This window comes from Enterococcus sp. E4-223 (assembly GCF_035727065.1).
Taxonomy (GTDB): Bacteria; Bacillota; Bacilli; order Lactobacillales; family Enterococcaceae; genus Enterococcus_B; species Enterococcus_B faecium.
This window is the reverse complement of record NZ_JAPMLH010000008.1, coordinates 34,055-46,676: the sequence shown is the minus strand read 5'-3', so window position 1 is coordinate 46,676 and position 12,622 is coordinate 34,055. Positions and strand designations below refer to the sequence as shown.

15 protein-coding genes and 1 pseudogene are annotated in these 12,622 nt (G+C 36.1%); 13 read left to right on the top strand and 3 right to left on the bottom strand.

Going from position 1 to position 12,622, the window contains the following annotated elements; all coding sequences use genetic code 11:
- Positions 1–2 precede the first annotated feature (2 nt).
- The 11 genes from OS139_RS11155 (at position 3) to OS139_RS11105 (ending at position 5,470) form a co-directional block, all read left to right on the top strand.
- Positions 3–152, top strand: coding sequence for a hypothetical protein (locus tag OS139_RS11155; protein ID WP_002295632.1), 150 nt, complete (start codon positions 3–5; stop codon positions 150–152).
- Positions 153–232: 80 nt separating this feature from the next.
- Positions 233–829, top strand: coding sequence for a type IV toxin-antitoxin system AbiEi family antitoxin domain-containing protein (locus OS139_RS11150; protein ID WP_002293530.1), 597 nt, complete (start codon positions 233–235; stop codon positions 827–829).
- Positions 830–841: 12 nt separating this feature from the next.
- Complete coding sequence (locus OS139_RS11145) at positions 842–1,741, top strand: nucleotidyl transferase AbiEii/AbiGii toxin family protein (protein ID WP_002325540.1); 900 nt, start codon at positions 842–844, stop codon at positions 1,739–1,741.
- 2 nt (positions 1,742–1,743) lie between these two features.
- Positions 1,744–2,229 (top strand): single-stranded DNA-binding protein, encoded by a 486-nt coding sequence (gene ssb / locus OS139_RS11140; RefSeq protein ID WP_002325539.1) that lies wholly within the window; start codon positions 1,744–1,746, stop codon positions 2,227–2,229.
- A 365-nt stretch (positions 2,230–2,594) separates the two neighbouring features.
- Positions 2,595–2,855 (top strand): hypothetical protein, encoded by a 261-nt coding sequence (locus tag OS139_RS11135; protein WP_002325538.1) that lies wholly within the window; start codon positions 2,595–2,597, stop codon positions 2,853–2,855.
- A gap of 444 nt (positions 2,856–3,299) precedes the next feature.
- Positions 3,300–3,506: a hypothetical protein gene (locus OS139_RS11130; RefSeq protein WP_002325537.1), complete on the top strand. Its 207-nt coding sequence runs from the start codon at positions 3,300–3,302 to the stop codon at positions 3,504–3,506.
- A complete protein-coding gene (locus tag OS139_RS11125) occupies positions 3,506–3,757 on the top strand; it encodes a hypothetical protein (protein WP_002320549.1) in 252 nt (83 codons plus the stop codon). Before OS139_RS11130 ends, OS139_RS11125 begins: the two co-directional genes overlap by 1 nt.
- A gap of 15 nt (positions 3,758–3,772) precedes the next feature.
- On the top strand, positions 3,773–4,210 hold the full coding sequence (locus tag OS139_RS11120; RefSeq protein WP_002332295.1) for a hypothetical protein: 438 nt from the start codon (positions 3,773–3,775) through the stop codon (positions 4,208–4,210).
- Positions 4,203–4,910, top strand: coding sequence for a hypothetical protein (locus OS139_RS11115; RefSeq protein WP_002325535.1), 708 nt, complete (start codon positions 4,203–4,205; stop codon positions 4,908–4,910). The genes OS139_RS11120 and OS139_RS11115 overlap by 8 nt, the downstream gene beginning before the upstream one ends.
- Positions 4,911–5,074: 164 nt before the next feature.
- Positions 5,075–5,275 carry a hypothetical protein gene (locus OS139_RS11110; RefSeq protein WP_002325534.1) on the top strand — a complete coding sequence of 67 codons (201 nt, stop codon included), beginning with the start codon at positions 5,075–5,077 and terminating at the stop codon, positions 5,273–5,275.
- Positions 5,276–5,290: 15 nt separating this feature from the next.
- Positions 5,291–5,470, top strand: a complete 180-nt coding sequence (locus OS139_RS11105; protein WP_002325533.1) for a hypothetical protein — start codon at positions 5,291–5,293, stop codon at positions 5,468–5,470.
- 455 nt (positions 5,471–5,925) lie between these two features.
- Here OS139_RS11105 and OS139_RS11100 read toward each other — a convergent pair whose 3' ends face one another.
- Positions 5,926–6,606 (bottom strand): IS6-like element IS1216 family transposase, encoded by a 681-nt coding sequence (locus tag OS139_RS11100; protein WP_002332296.1) that lies wholly within the window; start codon positions 6,604–6,606, stop codon positions 5,926–5,928.
- Between the two features lie 73 nt (positions 6,607–6,679).
- Between OS139_RS11100 and OS139_RS11095 the strand changes: the two are divergent.
- Positions 6,680–7,680: pseudogene (locus OS139_RS11095) on the top strand (IS3 family transposase); the annotation flags it as partial.
- Positions 7,681–7,914: 234 nt separating this feature from the next.
- Here the strand turns inward: OS139_RS11095 and scrK are convergent.
- Both scrK and OS139_RS11085 read right to left on the bottom strand, forming a co-directional pair.
- Positions 7,915–8,787 carry a fructokinase ScrK gene (gene scrK, locus OS139_RS11090; RefSeq protein WP_002292418.1) on the bottom strand — a complete coding sequence of 291 codons (873 nt, stop codon included), beginning with the start codon at positions 8,785–8,787 and terminating at the stop codon, positions 7,915–7,917.
- 263 nt (positions 8,788–9,050) lie between these two features.
- Entirely contained in the window at positions 9,051–10,997 is a 1,947-nt protein-coding gene (locus OS139_RS11085) for a sucrose-specific PTS transporter subunit IIBC (protein ID WP_002332298.1), read from the bottom strand.
- A 184-nt stretch (positions 10,998–11,181) separates the two neighbouring features.
- Here OS139_RS11085 and OS139_RS11080 point away from each other — a divergent pair, with 184 nt between their 5' ends.
- Positions 11,182–12,621 (top strand): sucrose-6-phosphate hydrolase, encoded by a 1,440-nt coding sequence (locus OS139_RS11080; RefSeq protein WP_002332299.1) that lies wholly within the window; start codon positions 11,182–11,184, stop codon positions 12,619–12,621.
- The last annotated feature ends 1 nt before the right edge of the window (position 12,622 follow it).

Below are 12,622 nucleotides of genomic sequence, written 5' to 3'. Positions count from 1 at the left end.
TTATGCGTAATACAACACACAAACAACAAGAAATCGAAAATCAAAAAGCCAAAATTCGTTCAGAACAGGAAAAAATGCGTGCCAGCAAACGAAGACTGCAGCAATTAAAGAACCAGCAACGGATTCAAAAAGAAATCGAATTAGATCGATAAAATCTTCCTGATTATTGTATACGTATAAACTTATGTTATACTATATTTATAAGTTTATACGTATACAAAGGAGGGAGAAAATGACAAAAGCAATGGTATATAAGCTACTAGAAGAATTTAATGGAACTTTGGCTTTGAAGGATGCTAAAAAAGCGGGCATTTCTCCTGTTACGATCAAACGTATGGTAGATCGAGGGGAGCTGGATCGAGAGTATCCAGGCTTTTTCACCTTACCTGGTCAATTTCCTGATGAATTGTTTATGGCGCAAAAAAAATATGAACGCGGCATTATTTCGCATATCACCGCGTTGGATTTATATGATTTAACGGATATGATCCCTAGACAGATCGATCTAACCGTGCCTTACGGTTATCACGTTTCTGAAAAGGGGTTGAAGGAATTCGCGGTTGAGTTACACTATTCAAAAGCGGAATGGTATGAATTAGGCAAGATCGAAATAAAGAGTCGCTATGGGAATCCTGTTATAGCTTATGATCCAGAAAGAACCTTGTGTGACATTTGGAATCCCTGGTATAACGTTGAGGATGAAATCAAAGTAAAAGCAATCAAAAACTACATGGAGTCGGACAGAAAAAATCTTAGAAAATTGAATGAGTATCGACGAATTTTGCCTACAGATAAAACGATGCGCTCTTATATTATGGCTTTAAATTAAAGGAGAAGACACATGACACCTACGCAATTAAAAGCAAAAGTGAAGAATATTTCTAGAGAAAAAGAAGTTGATCCGCAGCTTGTTTTAAGACATTTTATGATGGAAAAATTCTTGGAAAAAATCTCAGAGTCTCCTTATCGTGAAAATTTTGTGTTAAAAGGCGGCTTCTTAATTGGCTCAAAGTATGGCATTGAAAATCGTACAACCAAAGACATTGATACGACTTTACGGGAAATGAAAGTAACCAAAGAAACATTAACAACGGTTCTAAACGATATTTTTTCAACGCCGACGAAAGAAGGCATTCAATTTGAGATTCAAGGAATGAAAGAAACGAGAGAAGCCGATTACTATCCAGGATTTAGCTTACGTGTGCTGGCACATTTGGAAAATATGCGGCCAGATTTTAAGGTAGATGTGACTACAGGTGACTCGATCTATCCTGCAACGATCACTCACAGTCATAAATTGATGTTTGAAGATCGAACGATTCCTTTGGAATCTTATCCTACAGAACAAATTATTGCCGAAAAATTAAGTGCAACCTTTGATTTTTTAACAGATAATTCGAGAGGAAAAGATTTTTATGATCTCTATACTATTCCTAAAATGGAAAAGATCGATGAGAAGACCTTGAAAGATAGTGTGAGAAATACATTTACACGTCGAGGAAAAACTGATCCGTTAAAGATTTATTACGAAAAGGATATGGATGTACTGAAAAATAGTCATGAGCTAAAAGATACCTGGAAGAAATATCAAAAAAGCAATCCTTATGCTGCGTCGATCACGTACGAAGAGACAATGGATTCGATTAGTAATTTGATGGAAAAAGTGATTCACGTCGAAGAAAAAGAGCGAAAAATAGCTTATCAAAGACACCAACAGATGAACAGAGAAATGGAGAGATAAAAATGATCAATAATGTAACTTTAGTAGGACGGTTAACCAAAGATCCAGATTTACGTTATACCGCAAGTGGCACAGCAGTGGCTACTTTTACCCTAGCAGTTAATCGTAATTTCACGAATCAAAACGGCAATCGAGAAGCTGATTTTATCAATTGCGTGATTTGGCGCAAACCAGCAGAAACGATGGCGACATTAGCTAAAAAAGGCAGCTTGATCGGCGTTGTCGGACGGATTCAAACACGGACTTATGACAACCAGCAAGGACAACGTGTGTATGTGACAGAAGTTGTAGCTGATAACTTCCAACTATTAGAAAGCAAAGCAGCGACAGAGAGCCGTGCGCACGCTGATCAATCGTCCACGAGTCCAAGCACCACCACTTTTGAACAACGGGATACAGCGACGCCTAACAACAATGGATTGAACGCTTCACAGAATCCATTTGGTGGACAATCAATCGATATTAGCGATGATGATCTACCGTTTTAAGTAGCATTTTCTATTGGTTGCATTTGCTACGGTTTATGTTATAATTTAGTCAACAAAAAGAATTTTCAATCTATAACCAAAAACCACTAGCTGGCGGGCTAGTGGTTTTCTTTTACGTTTCTATTATAAGAATTAACGGGTAGGCTTACTGTCTTTCTTGGCAAATTTACAATCAAGCCATTTGCAGATATAGTGCGCGGCTACTTCTGCCATGATTGCAAAAACAAAATCAAAAAGAATTTTCAAACCTATAACCTCCTCCCCTTGCCAGATTAGGCCGGGGTAGCAGACAGCAAGACTATTATAGCATAATTGAAATATCCAAATGATTGGATTTTTGCTATAATTTTAGCGAGGTGATTGTGATGAACAAATATGTTGGTTTGCTTGATAAAATCCGAGTAATAAAAACGCAACCGTTATTGGTTCGCTTTACTTTACAAACGATTCATGAATCGATTAATTGTGTAGTTGCAGATATTGAAATTATCGATAAATTGCTAGTTATGGATGATGGAAAATACAATATTGCCGTCACAGGTCACTTCAATAAACGAAATCAGCTAGTTATTGCTAGCATGTATGTTAGAAATCCCGATCATTTTACACGATCGATGGGCATATAAAAAAAGAAGAGTTGCAATCCTAATGTAGGACTGCAGCTCTTTTTGTTTTACATAGAAACAAGAAAAATGAAAAGGCCTTTTTAGGAAGGCGCGAGCGCCTTCTCAATTGAAAAACCTCTCTCACTCCAACCGCCACCGCCGTTCGAGAAGAAAGGAAGTGAACGTTGCACGTTCACTAAGATAAAGGGTCTTGCAAAGCAAGACAAAATAGAAAAAACTTCCTCTCACCAAAAGGTTCGTTCCTGTTCGTTATCTCTTTATTGATTTGCCAGACCGGCAACAAGTTGCCTTTTATCACCAAAAAGCGACAAGGACAAGGGTAAATGGCACGCTGCGCGCCCTTGTCCTTGTCGCTTTTCGTTGATTCATTCTGGCCAACAAATCAATAAAGAAAGAACTAACGAAAGGAAGTAAACCCTTTCCTAAGAGGAGGCAGAATCAATCATGCGAAAGAAATTTGATTATTGGGGTGTTCCCTTCAGCGAATTATTCCCAAACTATCATGCACCACATACTGTCGAATGCGATTGTGGACAAAGAGCGAAATGTATCAAAAGCTATCGTTTGTATCAATGTCCAACATGCGGAAAAAAATACACCTTGTCTTATGGCGATTATATTTTGATTGATGAGAAAGGAAAGAAACGCTGATGAAAACACAACATAAATTATTGACTGTAAAAGAAGTCGTTCAAATTTTGGTGGACAAAGAAGTCATTTCTGAAAAAGTAGCAGAAGCTTTACTTATTCCGCGGTACTGGACGATAGAAACCCCTTTAGTAGAGGATGCACCGACTATGCTATTTGAAGACCTAGTGAAGATTGCAGGATATGAACTGCATTATCAAGAAAACTTGGAAACTTATGAAAACGAATATTGGTTAACCAAATTAGAGAACTAAAAAGGAGAAAAAAATATGGCTCAAAATTACTATGACGAATTTGTCAAATTACCTTTGGATAAAATGGCACAAAAAATGGAGGATATGACGTTCCTATACCATGAAACACGTGTACCTAAAAAACATTACAAGGAAAAATTGTCAGTCGCAGTGGAAGAAATGATTGAATCAGGTGTCGAAATGAATCTCATTGCGACGTACTATCGAACATTGGAAGAACTGAAAAAACAAAATGGAAAATGGTTTTTCCAAGCCTTACTATGCTTGGAAGTAGGTGTCAAACCAAGCACTATTAAACATTCTGAATATCAAGCTTTAGAACTAACGTATGCGAAATTTGTCGAAACGAAAAAAGCCAAGACTGTTTCAAGTGAATGGTTGGACTACTTTGAAAATGTCAACAAGTATGGCGCATGTTACATCATGAAAAAGGAGGAAAATGAAAATGAGTAATGTGGCTTATCAACTAACAATGGAAGATGTTTCTCACTTTTTAACAAACAAAGAACATTTGAATGAAGTAGTCAGACGGATTCAAAAAGACTTTAGTTGTATGGAAGAAATGAAGTACTTTATTCAAAGAGTGGAAGAACAGTTGTATATGGAAAGCGAAACGAGTCAAACGAAGGTCACAGTCAGCCATAATCATTTAGACGTGTATAAACGTCGTCCTGAAACGGTAAAAAAAGGAACAGAGCTTCTACGACTAGAAACAGAAAAATACATCATGAATGTGTACCTAGAAAGGAGTGAGCTGGTTGAAAACTTTGTCAGCTACACGATTTGTAGGAAACACTATTACTCAGAATCAGAATATTATTCAATTTTTGAGAGCATGGAATTAATGGAAGAAGAAATGGAAGAGCTAAACAGCAAAGATGCAACGGTAGACGATTATTATCTTGTATTTACTAGATTTTTGACGTGTGGGACGGAATCTATCGTGTTAATGGGAATGGATTATGAACTCGCTGTACCCGAAGCATTTTTGAGGGAATATGTAGAAGAAGTAGATAATCCAGGCGACGACTGGTACACGACTTTAACTGATTTTTTAGACACCTACACTTACGACGATACAGAAGAAATCCAAAATGAACTTGACCGTAAACGAATGCCATATCAACGATTTGAAAGGAAAAAAGGTCAATAACCATTTATACCGAAAAGTGAGAATGTGTGAAATAAGAACAAAAAACCTTGAAATTAAGGGAATGGTTCTTATTTCGCACCAATCGCTCCAACCGCCCCCGCCGCTTAGGTGGTGCGAAATAAGCGGGCAAAGCCCGATAACCTAAGAGAAAGAAGGAGATCCATATGAATAAAATCATTCCTCTGTTGTTCGTACTGTGTATTGGCGAGATACTTATGCGTCATAGTGCAGCTGTACATTTAAACTTCGTAGTATTCTTAGGAATACTGATATTTTGTTTGATCTTTTGGCGCTTTGTGTTAGCCCTTGTGAGTCTACTATTCAAGATGATTGCAGCTATATTTTTCATAGGGTTATTTCGATGAAAGGAGAGAGTACCAATGTCGATTGCAATAGGAAATAAACGGTTACCCGTTACGTTGGATGAAAAAAGACAAAAAGAATTGCAGCAACTAAAGCAGAAGTACGGGAAAAGTGAATCTAGGATTATGTGTATTGCGTTAGATTTATTGATCGCGCAAGAAAAAGCAGGATTCGAGGTACCAGCACTCAAAAAGTGACGTCACTTTTTGTCCTTAAACCTAAAAGTGATAGCACTTTTTAAACAATGGAAAAGGTGGAGAAAAAAACTAAACTATTCTAAATTTTTATGATGATAGAGAAATAGGAGTAGATTTCTAAATAAGTGTCTTATTTTTGGAAAGAATTAAATGATTTCTTCTGGAAGGTAAGAAAAACTAGTAAATAAGATTTTGTACAAGAAAAACATAAAGAGAATTTACAATAGTTCTTTCTCAGAAATAACTATTGCATATTCTCTTTGTCTTTAAAATTATTTTGTTGCTTCATTTCTTGGAATAGCAGTACCCCAATAAAGCAATTTTTCAATAGCTTCTTGAATTTCTTTGTCAGTGGAGTTGCGGTTGTCAATTTGTTCTAATCCAATCACGTCACCATAAACGGTTCTGTTGCAAAGTTTTAAATAAAGAATAAAATCCCTTACGGTATCTATGATTTAAGCTGGGATTCCCAATAATATCTTGATTTCAGTACAGACCGAAAACCCGAAGAGAGTGCCTTCTTTTCGGGTTTTCTTATATAATCCTCGGATGGCTTCCATGCCTTTAATCGTGGTAGAGGCAGTGCGTAAACTTCGATAGAATTTATTGCGTCTCTTTACTGGACGATGGTCTTGTTCAATCAAATTATTCAGGTATTTAATGGTACGATGTTCTGTCCCTTGATAAAAGCCGTATTCTTTTAGTTTCTTAAAGGCACTTGTAATAGAGGGGGCTTTATCTGTGACTACAACCTTCGGTTCATCAAACTGCTTCACTAACCGCTTAAGAAAAGCATAGGCTGCTTGTGTGTCCCGTTTTTTACGTAACCAAATATCCAAGGTTAAACCATCTGCATCGATGGCTCGATACAAATAATGCCATTTTCCTTTAATTTTGATGTACGTTTCATCCATTTTCCATGAATAAAAGGATTTTTTATTTTTCTTTTTCCAAATTTGATAGAGTAGTTTGCCATATTCTTGCACCCAACGATAAATCGTCGTATGAGAAACGTTAATGCCACGATCATATAAGATTTCTCGAACTTCACGATAGCTAAGGTTATAACGAAGATAGTAGCCCACGGCTACAATAATCACATCCTGCTGAAATTGCTTTCCTTTAAAATGATTCATCGTCATTCCTCCTGCTATCTTTTTCTATTATTCTACCTTATTTGATAGTAGATTTAAAACTTTGCAACAGAATCAACCGCAAACTAATAGGAAAAATTTAGCCGAATCTGAAGGAATTAGTAGAGTTACTCTATATCAATGGAAAAACACGGTTCTTGGAAAGGATTTTCCATTGCGTATGACTTTAAAAAATCAGGAAAAACAAAAAGAGCTACTTTTAAAGGAAGTAGAAGACTTACAAAAACAAGTACACCAATTACAGCTCGAAAAAGCATTACTCGAAGGAGCGGCTGAACTGCTAAAAAAAGAAAAAGGCGTCAATCTTCTTTGTCTATCAAATCAAGAAAAAACGATATTGATTGATGCCTTACGAAATCAGTTCACCTTGAAAGAGCTTCTTCAACAGCTCCAGTTGCCTAAAAGCAGCTATTTTTATCAAAAACAAGCACTTGAGAAACCAGATAAGTATTACAAAGAACGTCAATTAATTATCACGATTTTCAATCATAACTTCTGTGCGTATGGTTACCGTAGAATTCACCAAGCTTTAAAAAATATGGGTAAAAAGCTTTCTGAAAAAGTTGTACGTAGATTGATGACTGAGGAAAATCTATTTGTTAAATTTTCTAGACGAAAAAAGTATTCTTCGTATGCTGGGGAAATTTCTCCTGCACACCCCAATTTATTAAATCGGAATTTTAAAGCAAAGAAGCCAAATGAAAAATGGTTAACAGATATTACTGAATTTAGAATTCCCGCAGGGAAAATCTACTTATCACCACTTGTCGATTGTTACGATGGTGCTATTGTTAGTTGGACTATTGGAACAAAGCCAACTTGCTTCACTCTATGTCTAAAAAGGGTTATTCACCAGATAATTCAGCGTGCGAAGGTTTCTTTGGACGATTAAAAAACGAGATGTTTTATCAACGTGACTGGAAGAATACAACAATCAATCAGTTTATAAACAAATTGGATGATTATATTCATTGGTATAATAATCAACGAATTAAGTTATCTTTAGGAGGGCTAAGCCCTCTTCAATATCGGAAGAAGCAAAGATATATTTGTTAAAAAGGTCCAAAAAAATATCCGCACCCCCTTTTTTTTGTAAAAAACTATTGCACAATACAAGTGGCCTACGGCTATCGAAATTTCCATAACTTTCGAGCAAGAATTTATCTCATTCAAGGCTTGATCTTCCAAGTAAAACAAAAACCAGTTAAGCACTCTGCCTAACTGGTTATGACTAAATTTTCAGTTGTATCTTTCTCTACCAACACTAAATGTCGAAGAGCCTTTTTTCGTTTATGAATGTAAGACCGCTTCTCGAGCCAATGCCAAACAACCGAGCGTTCCAGCGTTGTCTTCTAATGCTGGGGTCACGATATATTTGCTTAACTCAGGTGTTTCGACATACCCATTGACCAATTTTGCAAATGCGTCGTGGACGTTTTGCAGCATATGGCGTTGTTTCATCACACCACCGCCAAAAATGATCACATCTGGAGAAAACATCAAGGTTGTATTGTAGGCACATTGAGCAATATAGGAGGCTTCGATTTCCCAATAAGGATCATCTTCTGCAACCTCTTGTCCTTTTTTCCCTAAGCGTTTTTCGATGGCGGGTCCAGCGGCCATCCCTTCTAAACAGTTGCCATGAAATGGACAGCTGCCAGCAAAGTCATCTTTTGGATGAGGGACGACGAGCATATGCCCCATTTCTGGATGACTAAACCCTTCGATAAAGCGCCCTTCTTGTAAGGCACCGCCGCCAACACCCGTACCGATCGTATAGTAAACGACACTGCTCAATCCTTTGCCACTGCCGAAGACATACTCACCATAGGCAGCCGCATTGACATCTGTTGTCCAAGAAATCGGGATCGGAAATTCTTTTTTCATGGTACCGATGAAATCAAAATTTTGCCATGCCAATTTCGGGGTCGAGGTAATGTACCCATAAGTGGCGGAATCGCGATGGATATCGATAGGCCCAAATGAGCCAATCCCAATCCCTGCTAAATCTGCTTGGTATTGTTTGAAGAAGTCAATGACTAAAGGCATTGTTTCCTCAGGTGTCGTTGTCGGAAAGCTCACTCTTTCCTTGATCGTCATTTCTTCATCGCCAATGGCACACACAAATTTTGTGCCGCCTGCTTCAATTGCACCGTATAGCATAGACATTTCTCCCTTTATTTTAGAATGAAATCACTAAATAAATGACTATATATCATATTTAAATTATTTTTTTATTTAGTAACATGACAAGTAAATAACTACTATTTTTTCTTTTTGAATTTTTATCATTTTTTAAAATTCTAATAATTTTTCATACAATTGATATATGAAAAGATTAAATAAAATGTTATTCTCAAATATTTGATTAATCTATATTATTTGATTTTGGAAAGAAAATTCCATCTTTACTCAGGGAAATATATTTATTTGATTTCAAGTAAATCAGTACCCTCAGTGACTGTATTTTCAGCTACTATATTTACTTCTGAATAATCCGAAGTATTGGTCACAATAATCATTGTTGTATCATCAAGACCTTCTTTCTCAATCATTGAACGGTCAAATGCTCCAAGAATATCGCCTTTTCTAACTTTTTGATTAGTAGTAACTTTTTGTGTAAATCCTTTTCCTCCCATTGATACAGTATCAATACCAATATGAATTAGAACTTCAGCACCATTATTTGATTTAATACCATAAGCATGTCCAGTTTCAAACGTGAGTTGAATAGTACCATCTACTGGAGAATGGACCGTGTTTCCATTTGGTTTAATGGCAATCCCTTTTCCCATAGCTTCTGATGAAAAGACTGGATCATTTACTGAAGAAAGACTAATCACTTTACCAGAAATGGGACTAACAATTGTTTCTGATGAAACTTTTGTTTGTGTTGATTCAACATCAGTAGATATTGGATCTGTTGTTGCTACTTTTGAAGAATTAACTGGTGTTTGTTCAGCAATTTCTTCTGCTTTAAAGATACCAGCAGCTTTTGTTTTACCGTAGAAGTAAGTAATTGCAAAAGCAACTACAAAGCTAATCAATTCACACAATACGTAAAATGGAATAGATGTTGCATTAATTGAAAGAAATCCCAAGAAACCTGCTGAACCAAGTGAAACAGCAACTACTTTAAGTAATCCTGCTACTGCTGTAGCAATTCCTGAACCAATTAAAGCACAAAAGAATGGAAAGCGGTATTTTAAGTTAACTCCGAACAAGGCAGGCTCTGTAATTCCAAGAAGTGCTGAGACACCCGCAGAGGAAGCAAGACTTTTTGTCTTAGAATTTTTAGTTAAGAACCAAATGGCAAATGTTGCAGCACCTTGAGCAACGTTTGCCATAGATGCAACTACAAAGATAAAGTCTCCATGTCCGATACCATTTGTCCACGCTGAAAGTAATTGAGTTTCAATAGCTGGAAATGATTGATGTAAACCAGTCATGACTATAAGTGAATATGTTCCTCCAAAAATACCCATTCCAATAAATCCAGTAGTGTTATATAGCCAAACAATAATGTCTGTAATTCCATTAGACAACAATAACATTACAGGGCCAATAACTGTGAAAGTCAAAAATCCAGTAATCATTACTGATAATAATGGCGTGAATGTAAAGTCAATAGATGATGGCAATTTTTTATGAAAGAATTTTTCTAATATAGATAATATCCAAACAGCTGCTAAAACTGGAATAACTTGATAAGCATAGTTTGTTTGTGAAACATGATAACCAAAAATATTCCAATATTCAGTTGAGCCACCAAGATCTGGTGTTGTCATGATCATACCAATTGCAGCACCAAGAAATTGGTTTGCTCCAAAACGTTTAGCAGCTGAAATACCTACTAAAATTGGTAAGAACATGAATGGTGCAGCGGACATCAGTTGGATCATTGAGGAAATACCTTCAATCGCAGGATACATTTCTTCAATTGATTTTGGTCCAAAAAGTCCAGCAGCTGTTAAAAAGTTTTGTAATGCCATTAATAAACCACCTGCAACAAGGGCAGGTATAATTGGAACAAAAATATCTGATAATAATTTAATTAATGCCATAATGGGGTTGAATCTTTTATCTTTACTAGCAATTTGTTTTAAATCATCTGTTGAAATTTCCGAAAGTCCAGTTTTTTTGATAAGTTCGTCATAAACGAAATTAACATCACCTGCACCGATAATCACTTGATATTGTCCATCAATTTTAAATGTGCCTTTCACATCTGGATTTTCGTCTAAAGCTTTTTGATTCACTTTCGTGTCATCTTTTAGTACGAGACGAAGACGTGTAGCGCAGTGTGCAGCTGCAATAAGGTTATCTTTTCCGACCGCTTGTATTACGTCGGAAGCTACTTTACTGTAATTCATTCGAATCACTCCTTTTTTATTTTTACGTGAAAACGGTTCACTGAAATGCAAATTTATTTTAGCATATCTTAAAAATATGTCAAACGTTTGTCATATAGTTTATTTTTTTAAATGAAATGATTGATTTTTCAACGGAAAACGTTTACCATACTAGTTGTAAAAAGATAAATTGAAGGAGTAAAATATGAACTTACCTCGAGAAATACGATATCGTGCTTATTCTGATTGGACTAAAGATGAGATGGATAAAATTAAGGATAATGTAAAACGATCACCTTGGCGTGCTAGCTATCATATCGAACCTAAAACAGGATTGTTAAACGATCCTAATGGTTTTTCTTTTTTTAACGGAAAATATACGCTTTTTTATCAAAATTGGCCATTTGGAGCTGCTCATGGGTTGAAAGAATGGGTACACAATGAATCAGATGATTTAGTTCATTTTCATGTAACAGGAGCAGAACTTCTTCCAGACACAAAACGAGATAGCCACGGCGCTTATTCCGGTTCTGCATATGAAATAGAGGGGAATCTATTCTTACTCTATACAGGAAACGTTCGAAATGAAAATTGGGAACGTGATACACTTCAAATCGGAGCATGGATGGATAAAGACTACAACATTACGAAAGGTGAGAATGTTCTTATTCATAAACCTGCTGATGTAACTGATCATTTTCGTGATCCACAAATGTTTAATTATGAAGGACAATTGTATGCGATTGTTGGAGCACAAAATTTAGAAAAATCAGGCTTTATCAAACTTTACAAAGCGGATGACAATAACGTGGAAACATGGGAGGAAGTTGGCAACCTTGATTTTGGCGGCACTGGTTCAGAATACATGATTGAGTGTCCAAATCTAGTATTTGTAGACAAAAAACCTGTTCTCATTTATTGTCCTCAAGGGTTGGATAAATCTGAGCTAAATTATGGGAATATCTATCCGAATACTTTTAAGATCTATCAATCGCTTGACATAGAAAAAGTAAAACTTGTGGGCGCTTCAGAAATTCAAAATCTTGATTATGGATTTGAAGCGTATGCGACTCAAGGATTCAATACTCCTGATGGTCGTGCTCTGATTGTCAGTTGGATTGGACTACCTGATATCGATTATCCAACTGATAAGTATGATTATCAGGGAGCAATGAGTCTTGTAAAAGAACTTTCAATAAAAGATGGTAAACTTTACCAATATCCCGTAGAAGCTATTACATCATTACGTGCTAGTTCTGAACAATTTACAGCAAAAGCAGAAACAAATAATACTTATGAGCTTGAACTAACTTTTCCTCCAAATCAGAAATCGGAGTTACTTCTTTTCTCTGATAGTAAAGGAAATGGACTTAGCTTGATTGTAGATACCAAAGAAGGAAAAATTATTTTAGATCGCAGCAAAGCAGGCATTCCATATGCCACTGACTTTGGTACGATTCGTGAATGCTCAATTGATACTAAAGAAACAACTGCTAACATTTTTGTAGATAACTCAATCATTGAGATTTTTATTAATAAAGGAGAAAAAGTGTTTACTAGTCGTGTATTCCCTGAAAATCACCAAAATGGTATTCAAATCAAATCAGGCGAACCTACTGGAAAATACTTTGAATTAAAATATTAAA

Coding starts and splice junctions, on each gene's coding strand:
- OS139_RS11155 (WP_002295632.1), top strand. CDS start 3: ATGCGTAATACAACACACAAACAACAAGAAATCGAAAATCAAAAAGCC.
- OS139_RS11150 (WP_002293530.1), top strand. CDS start 233: ATGACAAAAGCAATGGTATATAAGCTACTAGAAGAATTTAATGGAACT.
- OS139_RS11145 (WP_002325540.1), top strand. CDS start 842: ATGACACCTACGCAATTAAAAGCAAAAGTGAAGAATATTTCTAGAGAA.
- ssb (WP_002325539.1), top strand. CDS start 1,744: ATGATCAATAATGTAACTTTAGTAGGACGGTTAACCAAAGATCCAGAT.
- OS139_RS11135 (WP_002325538.1), top strand. CDS start 2,595: ATGAACAAATATGTTGGTTTGCTTGATAAAATCCGAGTAATAAAAACG.
- OS139_RS11130 (WP_002325537.1), top strand. CDS start 3,300: ATGCGAAAGAAATTTGATTATTGGGGTGTTCCCTTCAGCGAATTATTC.
- OS139_RS11125 (WP_002320549.1), top strand. CDS start 3,506: ATGAAAACACAACATAAATTATTGACTGTAAAAGAAGTCGTTCAAATT.
- OS139_RS11120 (WP_002332295.1), top strand. CDS start 3,773: ATGGCTCAAAATTACTATGACGAATTTGTCAAATTACCTTTGGATAAA.
- OS139_RS11115 (WP_002325535.1), top strand. CDS start 4,203: ATGAGTAATGTGGCTTATCAACTAACAATGGAAGATGTTTCTCACTTT.
- OS139_RS11110 (WP_002325534.1), top strand. CDS start 5,075: ATGAATAAAATCATTCCTCTGTTGTTCGTACTGTGTATTGGCGAGATA.
- OS139_RS11105 (WP_002325533.1), top strand. CDS start 5,291: ATGTCGATTGCAATAGGAAATAAACGGTTACCCGTTACGTTGGATGAA.
- OS139_RS11100 (WP_002332296.1), bottom strand. CDS start 6,606: ATGAATCATTTTAAAGGAAAGCAATTTCAGCAGGATGTGATTATTGTA.
- scrK (WP_002292418.1), bottom strand. CDS start 8,787: ATGCTATACGGTGCAATTGAAGCAGGCGGCACAAAATTTGTGTGTGCC.
- OS139_RS11085 (WP_002332298.1), bottom strand. CDS start 10,997: ATGAATTACAGTAAAGTAGCTTCCGACGTAATACAAGCGGTCGGAAAA.
- OS139_RS11080 (WP_002332299.1), top strand. CDS start 11,182: ATGAACTTACCTCGAGAAATACGATATCGTGCTTATTCTGATTGGACT.